This is a genomic window from Pseudomonas oligotrophica (assembly GCF_021726475.1).
In the GTDB taxonomy this organism is placed as follows: Bacteria; Pseudomonadota; Gammaproteobacteria; order Pseudomonadales; family Pseudomonadaceae; genus Stutzerimonas; species Stutzerimonas oligotrophica.
On the sequence record NZ_JAKJRU010000001.1, the window covers coordinates 727,150 to 749,536 of the forward strand.

Sequence of the window (22,387 nt, forward strand, 5' to 3'; positions counted from 1 at the left end):
CTGCCGGTGGCCGCTGATGCCTCGCGGCCCTGGCTGCCGCTATAATCTGCCGCTTTCGCTGTGGCCGCCTGCGGCCGCGCCATTTCTGTTTCGTGATAGCCTTTGGCTACCACATGTTCAAGAGGCTTTACCGTGGCACTGACGATTCTCGGTTTGTCCGGCGCTCTCAGTCATGACCCCTCCGCAGCGCTCTATATCGATGGCAAGCTGATCGCCGCCGTCGAGGAAGAACGCTTCGTGCGCGACAAGCACGCCAAGAACCGCATGCCCTACGAGTCGGCCAAGTTCTGCCTGGAGCAGGCCGGCATCAAGCCGTCCGACGTCGACGTGGTGGCGATCCCCTTCGCGCCGATCAGCCTCTTCGAGAAGGCCCGCTGGCACTACGCCAAGCGCTACTGGTACGCGCCGGATCGCGCGTTGGACGCCATCCTGTTCGGCAACCGCCGCTACCATCGCTACAAGAAGCGCATCCAGTGGTGCCTGCAGCAGCTCGGCTTCGACCTGAAGAAGGTCAGGATCGAGCCGGTCGAGCATCACCTGGCGCACGCCTCCAGTGCCTACCACTGCTCGGGCTTCACCGAGAAGACCGCGATCATGGGCATCGACGGCAAGGGCGAATACGCCACCACCTTCTTCGGCTGGGGCGAGAATGGCCGCATCCACAAGATCAAGGAATTCTACGACCCGGATTCGCTCGGCGGCCTGTACGGCGCGATCACCGAATACCTCGGCTTCGAGATGCTCGACGGCGAATTCAAGGTGATGGGCATGGCGCCCTACGGCGATGCGGCCAAGTACGACTTCTCGCGCCTGGCGAAATTCGAGAACGGCGAGCTGACCATCAACACCGAGTACGCCAACGTCATCGGCTTCCGTCGCTACAAGGAGAAGGGCAAGGGCTACTACTTCTCGCCCAAGCTGATCGAGTGGCTGGGCCCCAAGCGCGAGGGCGACATCGCCGACGATCCCTACATCCACTACGCCGCCAGCATGCAGGCACTGTTCGAGAAGCTGGCGCTGGAGATGATGGACTACTACCTGGGCGACATCATCCGCGAGACCGGCAAGATCGCCTTTGCCGGCGGCTGCGCGCTGAACGTCAAGCTCAACCAGAAGATCATCGCCCGCGACGAGGTTAAGGAACTGTTCGTCCAGCCCGCCTCCGGCGATGCCGGCACCGCGGTGGGCGCCGCCGCCTATGTCTCGGTCGCCCGCGGCGTGCCGGTGGAGAAGATGGAGCACGTCTACCTCGGCCCGGCCTACTCCAACGAGGACGTGATCGCCGCCTGCGCGCGCCATCCCAACATGCCGGTTTGGCAGAAGATCGACGACGTAGCCGAGCGCATCGCCAGGATCATGGTCGACGGCAACCCGGTGGCCTGGTTCCAGGGCCGCATGGAGTTCGGCCCGCGTGCCCTCGGCGGCCGCTCGATCATCGGCTGCCCGAGCGTGCCGGGCGTCGCCGACCGCATCAACGAGCAGATCAAGTTCCGCGAGCGCTGGCGGCCGTTCTGCCCGTCGATGCTCGACACCGTGGCACTGCAAATGCTCAAGGTCGACCACCCGAGCCCGTTCATGACCTTCACCTTCGAGGTCAACGAAGGCTGGAAGGAGCGCGTCGGCGAAGTCGTCCATGAGGACGGCACCTCCCGCGCCCAGGTCCTCGAGCGCCGCCACAACCCGCGCTGGTACGACCTGATGCTCGAGCTGGAGAAACTCACCGGCAACGGCGTCTCGCTCAACACCTCGCTCAACCGCCGCGGCGAGCCGATGGTCTGCTCGCCGACCGATGCGTTGGACATGTTCTATGGGTCGGATCTGCAGTATCTGATCATGGAGGACATTTTGGTGGTCAAGGACGGGATGGAATTGCATGCCGCCAGCTGAGGCGCAATCCCCTGGTGGGCCGTGGGTGCTGCAGTTCTGCCACGGCTACGACGGTCCCTTCCTTGATTGTGCGCGGCAGTACGCCGTGTTGTTCAAGGACACGCCGTACAAGGTGTGCACCGTCTATCTGACCGGCGCGCCGAACGCGGAGGTCGAGCGTGGCTCGGCCTCCGACGAGGTGATCTTTCTCGGTTACCACAGTAAGCACGTGCGCGGGCTCAAGCTCGGCGCCATGCGCCGGCTGCGCGAGATCGTCGCCGGCCGCGACTTCCGCCTGTGCATCGCCCATCGCTTCAAGCCGATCTACATCGCCCTACTGGCCACCCGCCTGCCGGTGATCGGCGTGCACCACGCCTTCGGCGTGTACCAGCGGCGCATGCGTCGCTGGTTCGTCAACCGTTTCCGCTCGCGCCTGTTGCTGCTGGGCGTCTCCAACGCGGTGCGCGACGAGATGCGCCGCCATCTGCCAGGCTGGCCCGCCGAGCGTATCGAGACCCTGTACAACCGCATCGACGTCGCCGCGGTGCAGGCCGAACAGGTCTCCCGCGAGGCTGCGCGCGACTTCCTGCGCTTGCCGCAGGATGCCTGGGTGGTCGGCAACGTCGGCCGCCTGCATCCGGATAAGGACCAAGCCACCCTGATCCGCGGTTTCGCCCAGGCCCTGCCGAACCTGCCCGAGGGCAGCCTGCTGGCGATCATGGGCAGCGGCCGCCTGGAGCAATCGCTCCGCCAATTGGCGCAGGAGCTGGGCGTGGCCGGCCAGGTGCGCTTTCTGGGGCAGGTGCCGCAGGGCCGGCGCTACTTCAAGGCCTTCGACCTGTTCGCCCTGACTTCCGACCGCGAGCCGTTCGGCATGGTGCTGCTGGAGGCCATGGCTGCTGGGGTGCCGGTGATTTGTTCGGATTGTGGCGGTGGGCGCGAGGTGGTAGAGGGCGTCGGCATTCTCTTTGCTCTGGGCGACGCTGCGGCGCTGGCCAGAGACCTGATGCACATGTCCGGTATGGGACCGGAGCAGCGCAGTCTGTGCGCGCAGCTGATGGTCCAGCGACTGGGCGAGATATTCTCCGATGCGGCGGTGCGCGCCCGTTTCTGGCAACTGGACATGGTTGCCTTTTTGTCAAGACCGGCCCTGGCCTGAGGGCCTGGCGGTTTCTGGTTCAAGGCTGTTTGGGAGTTTCCGGTCGCATGATTGCCCGGCTCAAGAATGAATATTGGAAGCGCTGGATCCGCCGGCATGGCTGCAAGGTGGCCAGTGGAATCATGGCCATGCGCAAGGGCAGCCGTCTCCATATCGAGGCCGGCGCCGAACTCGGGCATGTCCAGATGCTGTTCGGCGAACTGAGCATCGGCGCCCGGACCTACATGCGCAGCGGCGGCGAACTGCAGAATGTCGCCGCCATTGGGCGCTTCTGCTCCATCGGCTCGAATGTGGTGCTGGGCCAGGAGCGCAATACGCACCCGACCGGTTGGGTCAGCTCCCATCCGTTCCAGTATTCCGGAACCGCCTGGCATTACCAGGCAAGCTCTGCTCCGGCCCGTATCGGGCACGATGTCTGGATCGGGCGTGACGTCATGGTCATGGAAGGCGTAGAGATCGGTACCGGCTGTATCGTGGCGGCCCGCTCGGTGGTCACCAAGAGCCTGCCGCCCTATACGATCGCTGCAGGCGTTCCGGCCAGAGTCGTCGCGCAGAGGCATGGGGAATCCATAGCGCAACAGCTGCTGGAGGCGAGATGGTGGGATATTCCCGTCGCTGATCTGGTCCAGCTGCCGCTCAATAGCCCCGAGGCGTTTCTGCGAACACTCGGCGAGAGGAGCTTCAAGGCTAGGGGCGAACTTCCAACACTGTGCATAACCCGGGATGGCTGTCAGGTTCTATGAAGCTCCTATTTCTTGTCCAGGCCGAGCAGCGGGTCATCCTCGATCGCCTGTACGAAGGTGTCGCCAGCCATTGCGATTGCGATCTGCGCTGGCTGAGTCGCGATGATCAGGCGGATCTTCGCGGCTATTTCCGCCGTGAGGTGGATGTCACCCGTTACGATCGAATTTTGTTCTTTCTGCGCTTCAAGCAGGAGATTCGCCAGGTATCGTTCATCAGCAGCGTGCCGAACCTGGCGATCCTCGAGCACGACGCCTACCAGAACTACATTCCCTGCAAGTACACCGGCAAGTTCAGCCGGCACTATGCGAGGCTGCCTTGGGCGCGGGTGATTAGCTCGGGCTATACGGTCAGCGAGCGGCTGCGCCAGGAAGGTTTTGACGCCCACTTCGTGCCCAAGGGCTACGACCAGGCGCTGCTGCGTGATCTGGGGCTGGAGCGGGATATTGAACTGGCCTTTGTCGGCAGCACCAAGAGCGGCGCCTACAGCGGACGCAAGGCGCTGCTGGACGAACTTGGGGAAGTGGAAAACTTGCTTGTGACCCGCACCCAGTCTGGCGAGGACTACCTCAATACCTTGAATCGTATTCGCTTCTTCGTCAGTGCCGATGTGAACATGGGGGAATACATGATCAAGAATTTCGAGGCCATGGCCTGCGGCTGTGTGCTCTTCGCCTACGACCAAGGCGAGACGGAGAACCGCGCTCTAGGCTTCGTCGATATGCACAATCTGGTGCTCTATCGTACGGTGGCCGACATCCAGTCTAAATTGGCCATCCTGCGAGCCGATCCCAGGCGAGCTGCGGCCATCGCCGAGCGTGGGCGCGACCTTGTCACTGAACGATACAGTTTCGCGGTCTTGGGAAAGGCGATTGTCGAGGCGCTGGAGCCACCGCTGTCGAGCCGGCCCGCGTCCAGTTGGCTGGACCGGTTGCGCGCACGCCTGGGAGTTTGAATGGCCTCTCCTCGGATCTGCCTTGTCATTCCTTATTTCGGTCGCTGGCCTTTCTGGATGCCTTTTTTTCTGGAAAGTTGCCGTTATAACCCAAGTATCGATTGGCTGCTTTTGAGCGATTGTGGAGTGCCGGAAGATTGCCCTTCGAATGTTCATGTCCGCGAAATCAGTTTTTCATCTTATTGCTCACTGGTTTCGGCTCGTCTGAATATCGATTTTTCACCAAGTAGTCCCTACAAGCTCTGCGACCTAAAGCCTGCCCTTGGGTATATTCATGAGTCCGAGTTGGCTGGCTATGAGTTTTGGGGGTTTGGTGATATCGATCTGGTTTATGGAGACCTGAGACGATACTTCTCCGACCAACGCCTGCAACGCTATGATCTTTTGTCGACTCATGAGAGGCGGATTTCTGGGCATTTATGCTTGCTGCGCAACGATGCGCAAATGCGTAATGCTTTTATGCGTGTTCCTGATTGGCAAAGTAAGCTGGCTTTTGAGCTTCATCTGGCTTTCGATGAAAAAGCGTTCAGTCGCTTGTTCGTTCGAGGTAAAAACTGGCCGGGCCCGATTCGAAGCCTAAGAGATAAATTAAATACGCTCAGGCGCCGCAGCGAGTTCCTAGAGGCGTTCAGCACGCCCTATACTAGAATTCGATGGACCGACGGCAGCATGCAGTTTCCGCGGAGATGGATCTGGAGCAAGGGCAGCTTGCGCACGGATTTGGATGGTGAGCGTGAATTTCCATATTTTCATTTTATAACTTGGAAAAATACTCCGTGGGGGGGGCTTTCCGAGTCTGAACGTATTGGCTCGCCTGATTTGGCCCGGGAAGGCTGCTGGAGCATAAGCGAACAAGGCTTTCATCCATGCTGATTGAATAGGCAAGGGAGATGAGCAGTTGGAGAGGTGATGCTGGTTAATATAATGTGGTGTTCCGGGTCGGACTATACCTCTGTTCATAAGGTGCATGAGCAACTGCTTATTGCGGCTGGATATGAAGGTGGATACGAAGACTGGGTTCTTCAAGGCGACCCTTGCCGTGGCTTCCGTGCTTGGAATGTTCCACGGCGGGTGCTGAAGGGGCGAGGCTTCAGAAAGCTAGCGCAGTGGTGTTGGCGAAGACGAATCCTGCAAGAACTGCAAGCGGTTGATGCTCGAGTTCTCTTGATAGATGGTTTGGGTGTTGCGCGCTTTGTCCTGCCGTTGCTGAAACAGAGCAAGAAACTAAAGGCTGTTGTGCTGTTTCACGGAGAGGTTCGTATCCGCTCGACGGACAACGCCATGTTCTCGGGGGTTCCGGCTGATAGCCTGCGCTTGGCCGCCGTTTCACAAACGCTTGCCACTGTAATTGCTGAGGGCTCTCGCTTGCCAGTGGCGGTGCTACGTAGCGCGTTGGATCCCGAGCAGGTTGTCCAGCGCCTTCGAAGCCGATCTGCCGCGCGCAGTCGTTTGGGTCTTCCGTGCGACGCCGTAGTCTTTGGTGCGTTGGGTCGGTTGGTTACGGAAAAGGGATTCGATGTCCTGATCGAGGCTTTTGCCAAGATCGCATGCGAACAACCCCGATTGCAGTTGGTAATTCTGGGGGAAGGAGAGCAGCGGTCGCTGCTGGAACAGCGTATTGTCTCCCTTGGGTTGTCTGGGCGCGTGCATCTGCCCGGCTATCTGGAAGATGCAGCGACTCTATATTGCGCTTTTGATTGGATTTTTTTGCCTTCTCACCGCGAAGGCCTGGGGCTGGTTCTGCAAGAGGCGGTAATTTCCAAAGTGCCTGTCGTGGCAAGCAATCTAGTCGTGTTTCGCGAGCAACTCGGAAATTCAGCGACTTATGTCGAGCCAGGCAGTATAGGAGGCTGGCAGGAGGCTATTGAGTTATGTCTCTTGCAATCCCCTGAGCAGGTGGCCAAGCGGCAGGGGCAGGTTCTTGCTGCTCAACGCCGGTGGGAAGAGTATCAGCATGCCGCGCGTGAACTTTTATGGTGTCAATAGGGCCTGGCTGAATTCTGCAAAAGGAAAAGCGTCAGAGAAACCCTCTCGCTCCAGATAGCGATGAAAGTGACTGAGATTTCTCCGTCGTAATTGAGTGGGCAGTGCTCGACGATAGAACTTCATGTCCGCTATGTCGATTAGCCCAAGCTCCCCTGCTGGCGTTTTTATGATGTTCCCAAGGTGCAGCGACCGAAAATAAATACCTTGGGCGTAGAGATTGCGAATAAACGAGGTTAACTTTGGCATGACGTCAGCCCAGTTAAAGTTCGGTGCCTTCGATAATTGGAAAAGTGATTGTCCAGGCAGCGGCTTGTAGTGAACGGCTGTGAGCCCTGCTTGCTCCAAATCGAAAATGGCAATCGGCTCCAGCGTGGGAATCCCAAGTTCCTTGAGACGCTGCGCATTATTACAGAAGCTTTGGGAGTAGGGGCGAAGCAGCGCAGATGAAAGTAATCGCTTGCGGCGGAATATCTTAAGGAAAGTTCCATCGGCGAGCTGATAAACCTTTGGGCCATGGCCGTCCGCCTCAATTAGTCGGGCGCCTTTAAGCATATGGTCGAGTTGAAGCTGCACTAGTTTTTTGCGTTGCATAGTGGCGCGAACTTGATCATGGGGAGCGCATCATACTCCTTTTGCTTCGCGCCGTTGGAGCAAGCATGATCGCCATCCCAGCAGAGAGGGCTGAATGAATGTCAAGGCGAATACACGCATGATGAACGATCTGGCGAGCTTGCCGCGATGGCTGTGGTTGGGGCAGTTCTGGTTTCTCGCAATGCTTGCCTGGGCTCCCAGCAGCAAGCTGTATCAGCAAGGTTTGGTCGTGTTGCTATGGCTCCCTACCCTGGCGGCCGCATGGACCTGGAGAAAGCAATGGGCGCAGCGGTGGCGTTGCTGGCGTTCGGGAGGGGCGCTGATGATGGGCCTGATGCTCTGGGCTGCCCTTACCCTGTTATGGAGTGAGACGTCGCAACCCCTGCGGACGGTGAAACACCTGCTCTACATCGCATTGTTCTGGCTGTCATTCGTATTGCTTTATGGAGACGCCCGCCGAGAAAGATCGCTTTACTGGCTGTTCTGGCTTGCTGGATGGGGGTTGTCGTTGTCCGCGTTAGCGAGTTTGCTGGTTTTCTATGGTGAGCAGGGCAATCCACTGGATCATCGACTACGAGGTAATGGAGGGCTGGAACATCCGATTCTCGGAGGCTACGTGATAGGGGCGGCCCTGGTTTGGTTACTTGCATTGCTCCCAGAGCAGAGCCGAATGCGAGGGCTTACGCTGGTAGCGGTGTTACCCCTGCTCATCTTCGTCGCCATGACCCAAAGCCGGGGCGCCTACTTGGCTTTGGTAAGTGCGCTTGTTGTGCTCGTGCTGCTCGGTCGGACACGCGTCCTCGGCTACGCAGTGGTTGCAATAGTGCTAGCGGGCGCCTTGGGCTGGTGGGCGTTTGAACCTCTATTGATGGCGCGCGGTGCAAGCTACCGCCCGGAGATTCTGCTGTCTGCTGCGCAGATGGTTGTCGAAGCTCCTTGGGGTGTGGGTATTGGAGCCAACTATGACGTCAGGGTCGACACAGTCACTACAGTATTCCAGCACTCCCACAATTTGCCGCTGCATGTTGGAATCGAGCTTGGTTGGCCGGGAATGCTGATCTGGATGGCGTTGTGGTGTGCAGCGCTGCTCCGGGCGTGGAGGGCGCGACGACAGGCTGTTGGGCGGCTGGTATTTGTGCTGCTTGTCTATGCAGGTGTGGCTATGCAGTTCGATGCGGCAAGTCTCTGGGATACGCCTCGGGCGGAATGGTTCATCAGTTGGCTACCGCTTGCATTGGCATTCGCCATTTCGAGCCCCAAAGTGACTCCAGGTCGGTGTGATAGACTCCGCGACCCTTCAATGATTGGCGAAATCTCAAGATGAGTGCGAACGCATCTGTGCCAGAGCAGCCATCCAGCCTGAAAATCTACTTCCGGCTGCTCGGCTACGTAAAGCCATATGCCGGCCATTTCCTGATCAGCATCCTCGGCTTCCTGATCTTCGCCTCCACCCAGCCGATGCTGGGCTACATCCTCAAGTTCTTCGTCGACGGGCTCAACAACCCGGATGCCAGTTTCTTCGCCCAGGTTCCGCACCTGCAGGACGTTGCCTGGCTGGCCGAGCTGAAGCTCCTGCAGGCGGTGCCGTTGCTGATCGTGCTCATCGCGCTGATGCAGGGCATCGGTTCCTACCTGGGCAATTTCTTCCTGGCCAAGGTCTCGCTGGGGTTGGTGCATGACCTGCGGGTGGCGCTGTTCGACAACCTGCTGGTGTTGCCCAACCGCTACTTCGACAGCCACAACTCCGGTCACCTGATCTCGCGCATCACCTACAACGTGACCATGGTCACCGGCGCGGCGACGGATGCGATCAAGGTCGTGGTACGCGAGGGCATGACGGTGATCTTCCTGTTCTCCACGCTGCTGTGGATGAACTGGAAGCTGACCCTGGTGATGGTGGCGATCCTGCCGGTGATCGGGGTGATGGTTTCCAGCGCCAGCAAGAAATTCCGCAAGCAGAGCAAGAAGATCCAGGTCGCCATGGGCGACGTGACCCATGTGGCGTCCGAGACCATCCAGGGCTACCGGGTGGTACGCAGTTTCGGCGGCGAGTCCTACGAGCAGGGGCGCTTCCTCGCCGCCAGCCGCGAGAACACCGCCAAGCAGCTGCGCATGGTCAAGACCAACGCGGTCTACACGCCGACCCTGCAACTGGTCATCTACACGGCCATGGCGGTGCTGATGTTCCTCGTGCTGCTCATGCGCGGCGATGCCTCGGCCGGTGACCTGGTCGCCTACATCACCCTGGCCGGGTTGCTGCCCAAGCCGATCCGCCAGCTTTCGGAAGTCAGCTCGACGATCCAGAAGGGCGTCGCCGGTGCCGAGAGCATCTTCGAGCAGCTGGACGAGGCGCCCGAGGTGGACAGCGGCAGCCTCGAGCGCGAGCGGGTCAGCGGCCGGCTGGAGGTACGCGAGCTGAGCTTCGTCTACCCGGGCACCGACAAGCAGGTGCTGCATGAGGTCAGCTTCACCGCCGAGCCGGGGCAGATGGTCGCCCTGGTGGGCCGTTCCGGTAGCGGCAAGTCGACGCTGGCCAATCTCATTCCGCGTTTCTATCACCACGAGAGCGGGCAGATCCTGCTCGACGGCGAGGATGTCGAGGCCTACACGCTGCGTAACCTGCGCCGGCACATCGCCCTGGTGACCCAGCAGGTCACGCTGTTCAACGATACGGTGGCCAACAACATCGCCTATGGAGACCTCGCCGGTGCGCCGCTGGAAGACATCCAGCGTGCGGCGCGCGATGCCTATGCCGACGAGTTCATCCAGCAGATGCCGCAGGGCTACCAGACGCCGGTCGGAGAAAACGGCGTGCTGCTCTCGGGCGGCCAGCGCCAGCGCCTGGCGATCGCCCGTGCGCTGCTGAAGAACGCCCCGGTGCTGATACTCGACGAGGCCACCTCGGCGCTGGATACCGAGTCGGAGCGGCACATCCAGGCGGCGCTCGACGAGGTGATGAAGGGGCGGACGACCCTGGTGATCGCGCATCGGCTGTCGACCATCGAGAAGGCCGACCTGATCCTGGTGATGGAGCAGGGCCGCATCGTCGAGCGGGGTAGCCACGCCGAGCTGCTCGCCGCCAATGGCGCCTATGCCAGCCTGCATGCCAGGCAGTTCAAGGACGAGGGCGAGGCGTAGCGGCGGCGACCGGGAAGGATCTGTCGGCGGAGGCTGAGTCTTCCGCCCGCCGGCGCCCTCGGCCGCCATGCTATGATCCGCGGCGTTTTCCTGCCCGCCGGAGCCCCTCATGAAGCTGTCCATGCCCCGTTTCGACCGCGCCCCCGTCCTGGTGGTGGGTGACGTCATGCTCGATCGCTACTGGCATGGCGCGACCTCGCGCATCTCGCCGGAGGCGCCGGTGCCGGTGGTCAAGGTCGAGCAGATCGAGGACCGCCCCGGTGGCGCGGCCAACGTGGCGCTGAATATCGCCGCCCTCGGTGCCCCGGTGGCGCTGGTCGGCGTGACCGGCGAGGACGAGGCGCGCCAGAGCCTGGCCGACAGCCTGGCGGCGGCCGGCGTGCAGGCGCACTTCCAGCGCATCGAGCATCAGCCGACCATCGTCAAGCTGCGCGTGATGAGCCGCCACCAGCAGCTGCTGCGCATGGACTTCGAGGAGCCCTTCGAGACCGATGCGGCGGCGATTCTGGCCGAGGTCGAGGCGCTGCTCGCGGGCGTCAAGGTGCTGGTGCTGTCGGACTACGGCAAGGGCGCGCTGAAGAACCACCAGGCGCTGATCCAGGCGGCGCGCCAGCGCAACATCCCGGTGCTGGCCGACCCCAAGGGCAAGGACTTCGAGATCTACCGCGGCGCCTCGCTGATCACGCCGAACCTCGGCGAGTTCGAGGCGATCGTCGGGCATTGTGCCGATGAAGGCGAGCTGGTCGCCAAGGGCGCGGCGCTGATGCGCGAACTGGACCTCGGGGCGCTGCTGGTGACCCGCGGCGAACATGGCATGACCCTGCTGCGCCCCGGGCATTCGCCGCTGCACCTGCCGGCGCGCGCGCGCGAGGTGTTCGACGTCACCGGCGCCGGCGACACCGTGATTTCCACCCTGGCGGCGGCGCTGGCGGCGGGCGAGGAGCTGCCGCAGGCGGTGGCGCTGTCGAACCTGGCCGCCGGCATCGTGGTCGGCAAGCTGGGCACCGCGTGCATCAGCGCACCGGAGCTGCGGCGTGCGGTGCAGCGCGAGGCAGGTTCCGAGCGCGGCGTGATGACCGTCGAGCAGCTGCTGATGGCCGTTGAGGACGCGCGCGCCCAGGGCGAGAAGATCGTCTTCACCAATGGCTGCTTCGACATCCTGCATGCCGGCCACGTGACCTACCTCGAGCAGGCCCGCGCCCAGGGCGACCGCCTGATCGTCGCGGTCAACGACGACGCCTCGGTCGCCCGCCTCAAGGGCCCGGGGCGGCCGATCAATTCGGTGGACCGGCGCATGGCGGTGCTCGCCGGCCTGGGGGCGGTGGACTGGGTGGTGTGCTTCGCCGAGGACACCCCCGAGCGCCTGCTGGCCCAGGTGCGCCCGGACGTGCTGGTCAAGGGCGGCGACTATGGTGTCGACCAGGTGGTCGGTGCCGACCTCGTCCGTGCCCATGGCGGCGAGGTGCGTGTGCTCGGCCTGGTGGAGAACAGCTCCACCACGGCGATCGTCGACAAGATCCGCAAGGCCTGACCGACCGCGCCGCTGCGCGGCGCTGCCTCAGCCCCGCCGCGTATTGGCGGTGGGCTTCGCTGCCCACCAGTCGTTCCAGTGGATGCGCTCGTCGCGCACCAGCCAGCCATCGGCGCGGGCAAAACTCTCCGACAGCCAGAGATCGCCGGTGCCGACCGGCGCCAGCCGGCCGGCCCGCAACTGCAACAGCTCGTTCTCCGGTTCGCCCTGGTGCAGCGGGATCAGGTAGAGGTCAGGCCGTTCGCGATCGAGGCGCGCGACCAGCTGGCCTTTCTCCAGGCGTTCGTCGACGTGGTACAGGCTCAGCTGCGTCGCCCGCTCGGGGACTTCCAGGCACATGTCGTAGACCAGCTGCAGCGAGGCGGTGGGCAGGTGCACGTAGGCGCGCGGCCGCTCGACCAGCGGCTGGCTGCCGCAGCGCACCGGCCGCGCGGCGCCGGTCAGCGGCGAGAGGTGGAAGTGCTCGGTCTCCAGGTAGTCGAGCGAGCTGTCGTAGGGGGTCGGCAGCCAGGTATCGCCGAAGCGCCCGGCGAGCCAGCCCTCCGCCGTTTCCAGCAGGCATTCCTCGGCGATTTCCTGCACTGCGGTGAGCAACGGCAGGTTCAGCTCGTGGGCCGGTACGTAGCCGGAGATCAGCTTGAGCACCACGTCGCCGCGGTCCTCGCGTTGCTGGCGCACCAGCACCCAGAAGGCGCGCCCCTGCCAGCGCAGGGTCAGGCGCACCGAAACCCCGAGGTTGGCCAGTTCGCTGGCGAAGCGGGTCGGGTTGCCGACCTCGATCGGCCGGCGCCGCCGCAGCACCTCGCCGAAGTTCAGCGCGCGGCCGACGCTCTGGTAGCTGAGCCCCTCCGGGCTGGCCTCGACGAACAGCGGCAGCGTCTTGAACGCGGTGGGGTTCTTGCGGACCAGGGTCTGGGGCATCGGCGATTACCTCGTCGCGGGTGGCCGCCGGGCGGCGTCAGTCTTTGCTTCGATCCAGCACCGCGGCCGCGGTACCGACGTTGTGCGCCAGGTGTACCGGGTTGATGGTGCCGATGATGGCGCTGCTGGTGCCCGGATGGCCGAAGATCAGCTCGAAGCTCTTGCGCACCGGATCCTCCCCTGCCGCGAGGCAGACGTGGCCGCTGGCCAGGGCCTTCTTGATCAGGATGCCCTTGCCGTGGCGCGCCGCATAGTCGAGCACCGGCTTCTCGCCCTGTTCGTTGAGGTTGTAGGTGACCATGGCGCAGTCGCCGCTCTCCAGCGCCAGCAGGCCGCCTTCGACGGTCTTGCCGGAGAGCCCGTAGGCGAGGATCTTGCCCTCGCGCTTGAGCTCGGCAAGCGTTTCGTAGACGCCCTGCTGCAGGGCCTCGACATCGTGGCCGTCGGAATGAACCAGCACCACCTCGAGACGATCGGTCTGCAACCGGCGCAGGCTGCGTTCGACCGACTGGCGGGTATGCGCGGCGGAGAAGTCGAAGCGCGACTGGCCGTTGTCGAACTCCTCGCCGACCTTGCTGACGATCACCCAGGCGTCGCGCTGCCCGGCGAGCAGCGGGCCGAGGCGCTCCTCGCTGACGCCGTAGGCCGGCGCGGTATCGATCAGGTTGATGCCCAGCTCGCGGGCCTGGGCGAGCAGCGCACGGGCGGCGCTGTCGTCCGGAATGCGAAAGCCGCTGGGGTACTTGACGCCCTGGTCGCGACCGAGCTTGACCGTACCCAGGCCCAGCGGTGAAACCAGCAGGCCGGTGCTGCCCAGCGGGCGGTGGTGCGCGTGCAGGGTGGCGAGGGTCACAGCAGGCCCTCCCAGAACGGACCGGTCACCGCGGGCCGCGGCAGGTCCGGCAGCGGTGGATGCGTGGCCGGGCGGATGCCGTCGCGGGTCAGTGCTGCCTCGATGCGATCGGCGAAGTCGGGCGACAGCGCGAGCTTGGTCGGCCAGCCCACCAGCAGGCGACCCTGCTCGGCGAGGAAGGCGTTGTCCGGGCGCGCCAGGGCAGACTGGGCGGGTTCCGCGCGGTCGATGCGCAGGGTTGCCCACTTGGCCTCGGTCAAATCGATCCAGGGCACCAACTCGGCCAGCTCCTTTTTCGCCGCGGCGATCTGGCCCGCCTCGTCGCGCGCCACGCCGGCCGCCTCGGCCAGCTCGCCGCCGAGGTACCACAGCCACTGGCCATCGGCGGTGGGGTGGCTGGTGACGGTGATGCGCGGCTTCGGTCCGCCACCCAGGCAGTGGGCGTAGAGCGGCTTCAGGGTCGATGCCTTGACCAGCACCATGTGCAGCGGGCGACGTTGCATCGCCGGTTGCTGCAGGCCGAGCGCGGCGAGCAGTTCGGCGGTGCCGCCGCCGGCGCTGAAGACGATGCGCTGGGCACGGACCGCGCGGCCGTCGATGCGCAGGCCAGCCAGCTCGCCATGTTCGAGCAGCGGCTCGATCTGCCGGCCGGCCAGCAGGCTGTCGCCGGCCAGCTCGGCTAGCCGTGCGATCAGGCTGGGCACGTCCAGCACCAGCTCGGCCAGGCGGTAGACCTTGCCCTTGAAGCGGGGATGCTGCAGCGCCGGCGGCAGCTCGTCGCCCTTGACCTGGCCGACCCGCGAGCGCACCGCCTTGCTGGCGAAGAAGCTGGTGAGGTTGCCGGCCAAGGTGCCCGGTGACCATAGGTAATGGGCATCGGAGAGCAGCCGTACGCCGGTCAGGTCGAGCTCGCCAGCGCCTTCGAGCGCCTCACGCCACCGCCGCGGCATATCGGCGATCGCCTCGGAGGCGCCGGTCAGCGCACCCTGCAGTGCGTACTTGGTGCCGCCGTGGATGATCCCCTGGGATTTCACGCTCTGCCCGCCGCCCAGCGTGCCCTTGTCCACCAGCAGCGTGGAATAGCCCAGCCGGCGCAGGCGTGCGTTGAGCCAGAGGCCGGCGACACCGCCGCCGACGATGAGGATGTCAGTGCTGATGCCTTCGGGCATGGCCAAGCCTCGCAGTTGAACAGGCGGGGAGTATAAGGCCCGCGGCGCGCTGGGGCATAAGCCTGAACGCGCCTGGTGGCTGGCCCGGGGTAGCGCTGCGGCGCCGCGCCGCCCGGGTGCCGGCGCGACCATCGCTTGCAGCACGGCGCTTTCGCGTAAACTGCGCCGCCATGAACCGGACCCTCTATACCCTGCTGTTTCATCTCGGCCTGCCGCTGATCCTGCTGCGCCTGTTCTGGCGCGGGCGACGGGCGCCGGCCTATCGCCGCCGTATCGGCGAGCGCCTGGCCCTCGGCCTGCCACCGCTGCGCCCCGGCGGCATCTGGGTGCATGCGGTGTCGGTGGGTGAAAGCATCGCCGCGGCGCCGATGATCCGCGCGCTGATGGCGTGCTATCCCGAGTTGCCGATCACCGTGACCTGCATGACGCCGACCGGCTCCGAGCGCATTCGCGCACTGTTCGGCGACAGCGTGCAGCACTGCTACCTGCCTTACGACCTGCCTTGGGCGGCGGCGCGCTTTCTCGACCGCCTGCAGCCGAGGCTGGCAGTGGTGATGGAGACCGAGCTGTGGCCCAACCATATCCACCAGTGCGCCCGTCGCGGAGTGCCGGTGGCGCTGGCCAACGCGCGGTTGTCCGAACGCTCGGCGCGCGGTTATGGACGTTTCGCCGGGCTGACCGCGCCGATGCTGGCCGAGCTGGATCTGATCGCCGTGCAGACCGAGGCCGAAGCCGCGCGCTTCCGCCAGCTCGGTGCCCGCGCCGAGTGCGTCGAAGTGACCGGCTCGATCAAGTTCGACCTGAGCATCGACCCGGCGCTGCCGCCACGCGCCGCGCAACTGCGCGGCCAATGGCAGGCGCAGGATCGCCCGCTGTGGATCGCGGCGAGCACCCATCTCGGCGAGGACGAGATCGTCCTGGCGGCGCAGCGCAGGCTGCTGGCGAGCTATCCCGACGCGCTGCTGATCCTGGTGCCGCGACACCCGGAGCGCTTTGCCTCGGTATTCGAACGCTGTCGCCGCGAAGGGCTGGCTGCCGTGCGGCGCTCGACCGGCGAGGCCGTCCAGGCCACGACCCAGGTGCTGGTCGGCGACACCATGGGCGAGTTGCTGTTTCTCTATGCCCTGGCCGACGTGGCCTTCGTCGGCGGCAGCCTGGTGCCCAACGGCGGGCACAACCTGCTGGAGCCGGCGGCGCTGGGCAAGCCGGTGCTCAGCGGCCCGCACCTGTTCAACTTTCTCGAGATCGCCGCGCAACTGCGCGAGGCCGGCGCCCTGCGCGAAGTAGAGGATGCCGAGCAACTGGCGAGCGCGGTTGGCGAGCTCTGGCGCGATGTGGCTGCCGCACAAGGCATGCATGACGCCGGGCTGGGCGTGCTCAAGGCCAACCAGGGCGCGCTGCAGCGCCTGCTGGCAGAACTGGAGCGCTTGCTTGGCCGCTAGCGGCCTGGCGGTTGAACGAGCCTGTGAACGGCTGGGGTGCTCGGGGATGTCTGGTGGGCTGAAGCCCACCCACGCCTTGCGGCCCACCCTGCCGCACCAAGGCGTTGATTGCCGGTTCGGCTGGTAGGGTGGGCTTCAGCCCACTCAATCGCGGTTCAAGCGAACCACCGCAGGCCCTGCCTCAATAATCCACCCGCACCGGCTGGCCGACGCTCTGCGACAGGTCCGGTGGCAGGAAGTCGCGGTCCGGGTCGTAGTCGGGCTTGAGGTAGCCGGACAGTTCGGCAAGGTCGTCGGGGCTCAGGGTGCCGGCGGCCTGCTTCAGCCGCAGGGTGTCGAGGATGTAGTCGTAGCGGGCGTCGTTGTAGTTGCGCACTGCGGCATACAGCCGGCGCTGGGTGTCGAGCACGTCGACGATGTTGCGCGTGCCGACCTGGTAGCCGATCTCGGTGGCCTCCAGCGCGCTCTGGTTGGAGACGATCGACTGGCGCCGCGCCTGGACCTGCTCGATGTCGGTGTTCACTGCCCGGTGCAGGTTGCGGGTGGCCTCGACCACCTGGCGGCGCAGGCTTTCGCGCTGCTGCTCGGTCTGGTCCAAGCGATGGTAGGCCTCGCGGGTCTGCGAGCTGGTCAGGCCGCCGCTGTAGAGCGGGATGTTCAGCTGCAGGCCGATGCTGCGTTGCTCGACATCGCCGTTGTAGCGCGGGAAGTTCGGCAGGGCATCGGCCATGCCGCTGTTGCTGAAGCCCAGCGCATCGTTGTCGCCCCTGCGGTAGGAAGCCACCGCATCGAGGGTCGGGGCATGGCCGGCGCGGCGCTGGCGCAGGGTCTGCTCGGAGGCGTCCACCGCCTGGGCGGCGGCCAGCAGGTTGAGGTTCTGCCGGGTGGCGGTGTCGACCCAGGCGCCGGCATCGTTGGGCACCGGCGGCAGCACCGGCAGGCTGTGCTCGATGCCTTCGAGCGAGCGGTAGTCGCGGTTGGTCAGGGTGTACAGCGCCTGGAAGGCATCGTCCACCTGGCGCTGGGCGAGCATGCGGTTGGCCCGCGCGGTGTCATAGCCGGCCTGGGCCTCGAGCACGTCGGTACGATCCGACAGGCCGACGTCGAAGCGCTCGTTGGCCTGGTCCAGCTGGCGCTTGAACGCGGCCTCCTCGGCCTTGATGGTGGCCAGGTTGTCCTGCGCGCGCAGCACCGAGAAGTAGGCCTGGGCGCTCTGCAGGATCAGGTCCTGCTCGGCCAGCGAATACTGCAGCGCCGCCTGTTCGCTCAGCGCCTGGGCGGCCTTGAGCTGGAACCAGCGGTCGGCGCGGAACAGCGGCTGGCTGAGCACGGCCTGGTACAGCGTGCCGCTGCGCGAAAGGTTGTGATTGCCGAGGCTGGTGTCGACGTCCGTTTCGCTGTCGTTCAGCTCGGCACCGGCGCTGAGGTTGGGCAGCAGGCCGGCGCGGGCCTGTGGCACCACCTCCCGGCTGGCCTGGAACTGCGCGCGCGCCGCGGCGAGATCCGCGTTGTTGTTCACCGCCTGCTGGTAGACGCCGATCAGGTCGGTCCGGGCGGCCAGGGCCTGGTCGGCTTCGGCCGCGAGCGCTGCGCCGGCCAGGGTGGCCAGGGCGATAGCCAGGGGAAGTCTGCGCAGCATGGGTCCGTCCTCGGAGTCCGTCGTTGCGCGAAGGCTAAGCGCCGTGCCGGTGGGGGTCAAGGCGGCCGCGCGGGCGTTGTTTCGGCGCAGATCGCGGCCGAAAAATGACCCGTCGGTCGCCGACCTGACCGCCGGTCGATGGTGTTCGCCATCGCTCTCGTCTAGACTCGACGCGTTCTTGTCGGGGTGCCCAGCGTGGTGGGCTGAGATCGGACGATTCCGGATCCCGTTGAACCTGATCAGGTTAAGGCCTGCGTAGGGAACAAGATGTCCTCGCCCGCGGTTCCGGCGAGTCTCTGGCCGCCACCGCGGCATCCCGCTGCCTTGACCCACCGTGCTGCTCAGGTTCGCTCCGACATTCCCCAGGAGAAGCCGATGAGCGTGCAAAGCAACAAGAATCTGAGCGAAAGCGCCCAGGTCGACCAGCAGTCCATTCAACCCTTCCCGCGTTCGCAGAAGGTCTACGTGCAGGGTTCGCGGCCCGATATCCGCGTGCCGATGCGCGAGATCAGCCTGGACGTGACCCCCACCGCCTTCGGCGGCGAGATCAACGCGCCGGTGACCGTCTACGACACCTCCGGCCCCTACACCGACCCGAACGTCACCATCGACGTGCGCCAGGGCCTGGCCGACGTGCGCAGCGCCTGGATCGAGGAGCGTGGCGATACCGAGAAGCTGCCGGGGCTGTCCTCCGAGTTCGGCAACCGCCGGCTGAACGACGCCGAGCTGGCCGCCATGCGCTTCGCCCACGTGCGCAACCCGCGCCGGGCCAAGGCCGGGCAGAACGTCAGCCAGATGCACTACGCGAAGAAGGGCATCATCACCCCCGAGATGGAATACGTCGCCATCCGCGAGAACATGAAGCTCGCCGAAGCCCGCGAGGCCGGCCTGCTCGACGCCCAGCACCAGGGCCAGAGCTTCGGCGCGGCGATTCCCAAGGAGATCACCCCCGAGTTCGTGCGCCAGGAAATCGCCCGCGGCCGCGCCATCATCCCGGCCAACATCAACCACGTGGAGCTGGAGCCGATGATCATCGGCCGCAACTTCCTGGTGAAGATCAACGGCAACATCGGCAACTCGGCGCTGGGTTCCTCCATCGAGGAAGAAGTGGCCAAGCTGACCTGGGGCATCCGCTGGGGCTCGGACACGGTGATGGACCTGTCCACCGGCAAGCACATCCACGAAACCCGCGAGTGGATCATCCGCAACTCGCCGGTGCCGATCGGCACCGTGCCGATCTACCAGGCGCTGGAAAAGGTCGGTGGCATCGCCGAGGACCTGACCTGGGAGCTGTTCCGCGACACCCTGGTCGAGCAGGCCGAGCAGGGCGTGGACTACTTCACCATCCACGCCGGCGTCTTGCTGCGCTATGTGCCGCTGACCGCCAAGCGGGTCACCGGAATCGTCAGCCGCGGCGGCTCGATCATGGCCAAGTGGTGCCTGGCGCATCACCAGGAGAATTTCCTCTACACCCACTTCGAGGAAATCTGCGAAATCATGAAGGCCTACGACGTCAGCTTCTCGCTGGGCGACGGCCTGCGCCCGGGCTCGATCGCCGACGCCAACGACGCCGCGCAGTTCGGCGAGCTGGAAACCCTCGGCGAACTGACCAAGATCGCCTGGAAGCACGACGTGCAGACCATGATCGAAGGCCCCGGCCACGTGCCGATGCACATGATCAAGGAGAACATGGACAAGCAGCTCGAATGCTGCGACGAGGCGCCGTTCTACACCCTCGGCCCGCTGACCACCGACATCGCGCCCGGCTACGACCACATCACCAGCGGCATCGGCGCGGCGATGATCGGCTGGTTCGGCTGCGCCATGCTCTGCTACGTCACGCCGAAGGAGCACCTCGGCCTGCCGAACAAGGATGACGTGAAGACCGGCATCATCACCTACAAGATCGCTGCCCACGCCGCGGATCTTGCCAAGGGCCACCCGGGTGCGCAGATCCGCGATAACGCCCTGTCCAAGGCGCGCTTCGAGTTCCGCTGGGAAGACCAGTTCAACCTCGGCCTCGACCCGGACACCGCGCGTGCCTTCCACGACGAGACCCTGCCGAAGGAGTCGGCGAAGGTGGCGCACTTCTGCTCGATGTGCGGGCCGAAGTTCTGCTCGATGAAGATCACCCAGGAGGTGCGCGACTACGCCGCCGAGAACGGGCTGACCGAGGAGCAGAAGGCCATCGAGGCGGGCTTCAAGGAGCAGGCCGAGCGCTTCCGCGAGGAAGGTTCGGTGATCTACCGTCAGGTGTGACCGACCAGGTGCGACCGGCGAGGGGGCCTGGCCGATGCGCCAGGTCCCCTAAGCGTGGATGGGTTCTGCCATCCACGCGTGCATCAGCGGGGGCGGTTGCCGCAGGGCAGCCGCCCCCGCCCGCTTTCAGGGACGATAGCGCTCGCGCAGGATGCCCTCGAGCTGGTCGTAGCCGATGATCAGCTCGGGGTGCCCGTAGGAGTAGGGCGCGATGGCATAGACGTCGTACTTGAGCAGTACGCCGCTCTCGAGCAGGGCGACGTGGCCTGTCTCGCGAAACGGCCATTGCTCGAGGAACTGTGCATCGCGCGCCAGGCCGTTCTCGCCGAGCCAGCGCCAGTGGGCCTGCTCGGCCAGCCGCCAAAAGGCGCCTTCCTTGCCGGGCACCAGCATGTCCTGCAGCTCGACGGCGCGGTTCTGCTCGCGAGCGAAGTTGATGAAGCCGCGCCCCGGCATGCCGTGGGCACCGCCGGTGTAGAGATAGCTGGACAGCTCGACCACCAGCAGCCCGTCGTGCTGTTCGCGCAGCTTCGCCTGCAGGTAGCTGGCCCAACCGGGTTCGGCGCGGGCGAGGAACTCGGCCTGGTAGGCGTCGAGCGTGGCCGGCAGGCGGTCGTCCGGCGCGTTGAGGGTCATCTGGCGCAGCCGTCGGTCGACCAGTTCGTCGAGCGCCGGCAGCTCGAAGCGCTGCAGGTCGATGTTCACCAGCGGGCACTGTTCCCCCTCGCAGCCCGCCGGCCGTAGCTCGGTGACCTTGCGGGTCGGCTCCAGGCGCGGGTCGAGCCAGCCGTGCTGGCAGCCGGCGAGCAGCAGCGGCGCCAGCAGCAGGCCGGCGCGCAGGAACGGGGCGAGGGAGGGGGAACGCTTCATGGAATTGCCTATCGATACGGGTGCCGATTCGAGTGCCGGCAGCGGGTGAAGTTCGTCGCGGCGGTGACGGGTGGGGCGGCCGCCCGCCTTGTCGGGCCGAGGCTGCACATGCGCGGCAGGCACGCTAGCATGGCTGCGACGCTGTTACCCGAGCGGGGGCCTGCGTGGCGCCATTTCAACCAAAAGTGAGCAGTAATGAGCGAAACCTTCGAACCCGGCCCGGATGATGTCCAGATCCTCCGGCGAGAGCAATGCTTCAGCGGGTTCTACCGCCTGGAGCGCCTGCACCTGCGCCACCGGCTGTTCGCCGGCGGCATGGGCGCCGAGCTGAGCCGCGAGCTGTTCGTGCGGCACGATGCCGTCTGCGTGCTGCCCTACGACCCGCAGGCCGATGCCGTGGTGCTGATCGAGCAGTTCCGCGTCGGCGCCCTGGGCAAGGCCGGCAATCCCTGGCTGATCGAACTGGTGGCCGGGCTGATCGACAAGGACGAGCAGCCCGAGGACGTGGCGCGCCGCGAGGCGATGGAGGAGGCCGGGCTGACCCTCGGCGAGCTGTGGCCGGTGACGCGCTACTTCCCCTCGCCCGGCGGCAGCGACGAGCAGGTCCACCTCTATGTGGCGCGTTGCGACAGCGCCACGGCCGGCGGCGTGTTCGGCCTGCCCGAGGAGGGCGAGGACATTCGCGTGCATGTCTGGTCGCTCGAACGCGCCCTGCAGGCGGTGCGCGACGGGCGCATCGACAACGCGGCGAGCATCATCGCCCTGCAGTGGCTGGCGCTCAATCGCGACGAGGTGAGGGGGGCATGGTCATGAGGTTGCTGCGCGAGCGCTACCGGGTCGACCTGCTCGAGCTGCAGGCCGCCTGCGAGGCCAACTACCTGCGCCTGATGCGCCTGCTGCCGGGCATGCGCGCGGGCAGCGAGCCACGCCGCATCGCCCTCAGCCAGGGCGAGCTGTCGCTCGGCGTGCTGGTGCTCGAGGTGCTCGAGAGCTGCCCCTATACCACCACGGTGCAGGTCAGCCAGGAGCACTGCCTGAGCTGGTTGCCGGTGCCGAAGATGGAGGTGCGCGTCTACCACGATGCGCGCATGGCCGAGGTGGTGCGCGCGGAAAACGCCCGGCGCTTTCGCAGCATCTACACCTACCCCAACGCGCAGATGCACCAGCCGGACGAGAAGAGCCAGCTGAACCTGTTCCTCGGCGAATGGCTGAGCCACTGCCTGGCCTGCGGCCACGAGCTGGCACCGGTGGTCTAGAGGCCCGCCGG

At 65.1% G+C, this 22,387-nt stretch carries 19 protein-coding genes and 1 riboswitch; of the genes, 13 read left to right on the forward strand and 6 right to left on the reverse strand.

The genetic code is table 11. From position 1 onward, the window contains the following. Nucleotides 1–132 precede the first annotated feature (132 nt). The 6 genes from L3N39_RS03295 to L3N39_RS03320 are packed head-to-tail and all read left to right on the forward strand — an operon-like array spanning nt 133 to nt 6,707. Nucleotides 133–1,887, forward strand: a complete 1,755-nt coding sequence (locus L3N39_RS03295) for a carbamoyltransferase family protein (RefSeq protein ID WP_237255767.1) — start codon at nt 133–135, stop codon at nt 1,885–1,887. Continuing rightward, nucleotides 1,874–3,025 carry a glycosyltransferase gene (locus L3N39_RS03300; RefSeq protein ID WP_237255768.1) on the forward strand — a complete coding sequence of 384 codons (1,152 nt, stop codon included), beginning with the start codon at nt 1,874–1,876 and terminating at the stop codon, nt 3,023–3,025. The genes L3N39_RS03295 and L3N39_RS03300 overlap by 14 nt, the downstream gene beginning before the upstream one ends. Nucleotides 3,026–3,072: 47 nt before the next feature. Further along, complete coding sequence (locus L3N39_RS03305) at nt 3,073–3,768, forward strand: CatB-related O-acetyltransferase (protein ID WP_237255769.1); 696 nt, start codon at nt 3,073–3,075, stop codon at nt 3,766–3,768. Continuing rightward, nucleotides 3,765–4,721: a glycosyltransferase family protein gene (locus tag L3N39_RS03310; protein ID WP_237255770.1), complete on the forward strand. Its 957-nt coding sequence runs from the start codon at nt 3,765–3,767 to the stop codon at nt 4,719–4,721. The genes L3N39_RS03305 and L3N39_RS03310 overlap by 4 nt, the downstream gene beginning before the upstream one ends. Then, nucleotides 4,722–5,594 carry a DUF6625 family protein gene (locus tag L3N39_RS03315; protein ID WP_237255771.1) on the forward strand — a complete coding sequence of 291 codons (873 nt, stop codon included), beginning with the start codon at nt 4,722–4,724 and terminating at the stop codon, nt 5,592–5,594. 36 nt (nt 5,595–5,630) lie between these two features. Then, nucleotides 5,631–6,707, forward strand: a complete 1,077-nt coding sequence (locus L3N39_RS03320) for a glycosyltransferase (protein WP_237255772.1) — start codon at nt 5,631–5,633, stop codon at nt 6,705–6,707. Here the strand turns inward: L3N39_RS03320 and L3N39_RS03325 are convergent. After that, the gene (locus L3N39_RS03325; RefSeq protein WP_237255773.1) at nt 6,693–7,298 is read right to left on the reverse strand and encodes a toluene tolerance protein; all 606 of its coding nucleotides are present in this window, start codon (nt 7,296–7,298) and stop codon (nt 6,693–6,695) included. The genes L3N39_RS03320 and L3N39_RS03325 overlap by 15 nt on opposite strands. A 118-nt stretch (nt 7,299–7,416) precedes the next feature. Between L3N39_RS03325 and L3N39_RS03330 the strand changes: the two genes are divergently transcribed. The 3 genes from L3N39_RS03330 (at nt 7,417) to hldE (ending at nt 11,967) form a co-directional block, all read left to right on the forward strand. Continuing rightward, on the forward strand, nt 7,417–8,622 hold the full coding sequence (locus L3N39_RS03330; protein WP_237255774.1) for an O-antigen ligase family protein: 1,206 nt from the start codon (nt 7,417–7,419) through the stop codon (nt 8,620–8,622). Then, on the forward strand, nt 8,619–10,436 hold the full coding sequence (gene msbA, locus L3N39_RS03335) for a lipid A export permease/ATP-binding protein MsbA (RefSeq protein ID WP_237255775.1): 1,818 nt from the start codon (nt 8,619–8,621) through the stop codon (nt 10,434–10,436). Before L3N39_RS03330 ends, msbA begins: the two co-directional genes overlap by 4 nt. A gap of 109 nt (nt 10,437–10,545) precedes the next feature. Beyond that, nucleotides 10,546–11,967 (forward strand): bifunctional D-glycero-beta-D-manno-heptose-7-phosphate kinase/D-glycero-beta-D-manno-heptose 1-phosphate adenylyltransferase HldE, encoded by a 1,422-nt coding sequence (gene hldE, locus L3N39_RS03340; protein WP_237255776.1) that lies wholly within the window; start codon nt 10,546–10,548, stop codon nt 11,965–11,967. Between the two features lie 27 nt (nt 11,968–11,994). Here hldE and L3N39_RS03345 read toward each other — a convergent pair whose 3' ends face one another. The 3 genes from L3N39_RS03345 to L3N39_RS03355 are packed head-to-tail and all read right to left on the reverse strand — an operon-like array spanning nt 11,995 to nt 14,910. Continuing rightward, complete coding sequence (locus L3N39_RS03345) at nt 11,995–12,888, reverse strand: metal ABC transporter ATPase (protein ID WP_237255777.1); 894 nt, start codon at nt 12,886–12,888, stop codon at nt 11,995–11,997. Between the two features lie 37 nt (nt 12,889–12,925). Then, on the reverse strand, nt 12,926–13,741 hold the full coding sequence (locus tag L3N39_RS03350) for an aldo/keto reductase (RefSeq protein ID WP_237255778.1): 816 nt from the start codon (nt 13,739–13,741) through the stop codon (nt 12,926–12,928). Further along, complete coding sequence (locus L3N39_RS03355) at nt 13,738–14,910, reverse strand: NAD(P)/FAD-dependent oxidoreductase (protein ID WP_237255779.1); 1,173 nt, start codon at nt 14,908–14,910, stop codon at nt 13,738–13,740. Before L3N39_RS03355 ends, L3N39_RS03350 begins: the two co-directional genes overlap by 4 nt. A gap of 170 nt (nt 14,911–15,080) precedes the next feature. Here L3N39_RS03355 and waaA point away from each other — a divergent pair, with 170 nt between their 5' ends. After that, nucleotides 15,081–16,352: a lipid IV(A) 3-deoxy-D-manno-octulosonic acid transferase gene (waaA, locus tag L3N39_RS03360; protein ID WP_237255780.1), complete on the forward strand. Its 1,272-nt coding sequence runs from the start codon at nt 15,081–15,083 to the stop codon at nt 16,350–16,352. A gap of 181 nt (nt 16,353–16,533) precedes the next feature. Here waaA and L3N39_RS03365 read toward each other — a convergent pair whose 3' ends face one another. After that, complete coding sequence (locus L3N39_RS03365; protein ID WP_237255781.1) at nt 16,534–17,991, reverse strand: TolC family outer membrane protein; 1,458 nt, start codon at nt 17,989–17,991, stop codon at nt 16,534–16,536. 172 nt (nt 17,992–18,163) lie between these two features. Continuing rightward, a riboswitch (TPP riboswitch) is annotated at nt 18,164–18,270 on the forward strand. 96 nt (nt 18,271–18,366) lie between these two features. On the opposite strand from L3N39_RS03365, the gene thiC reads away from it, so the two are divergent. Beyond that, nucleotides 18,367–20,250, forward strand: a complete 1,884-nt coding sequence (gene thiC / locus L3N39_RS03370) for a phosphomethylpyrimidine synthase ThiC (RefSeq protein WP_237255782.1) — start codon at nt 18,367–18,369, stop codon at nt 20,248–20,250. Between the two features lie 126 nt (nt 20,251–20,376). On the opposite strand, the gene L3N39_RS03375 is transcribed toward thiC, so the two are convergent. Then, on the reverse strand, nt 20,377–21,120 hold the full coding sequence (locus L3N39_RS03375) for an RsiV family protein (RefSeq protein ID WP_237255783.1): 744 nt from the start codon (nt 21,118–21,120) through the stop codon (nt 20,377–20,379). Between the two features lie 195 nt (nt 21,121–21,315). Here L3N39_RS03375 and L3N39_RS03380 point away from each other — a divergent pair, with 195 nt between their 5' ends. Continuing rightward, nucleotides 21,316–21,933, forward strand: a complete 618-nt coding sequence (locus L3N39_RS03380; RefSeq protein ID WP_237255784.1) for an NUDIX domain-containing protein — start codon at nt 21,316–21,318, stop codon at nt 21,931–21,933. Next, complete coding sequence (locus tag L3N39_RS03385; protein ID WP_237255954.1) at nt 21,930–22,376, forward strand: DUF1249 domain-containing protein; 447 nt, start codon at nt 21,930–21,932, stop codon at nt 22,374–22,376. The genes L3N39_RS03380 and L3N39_RS03385 overlap by 4 nt, the downstream gene beginning before the upstream one ends. Nucleotides 22,377–22,387: the final 11 nt, after the last annotated feature.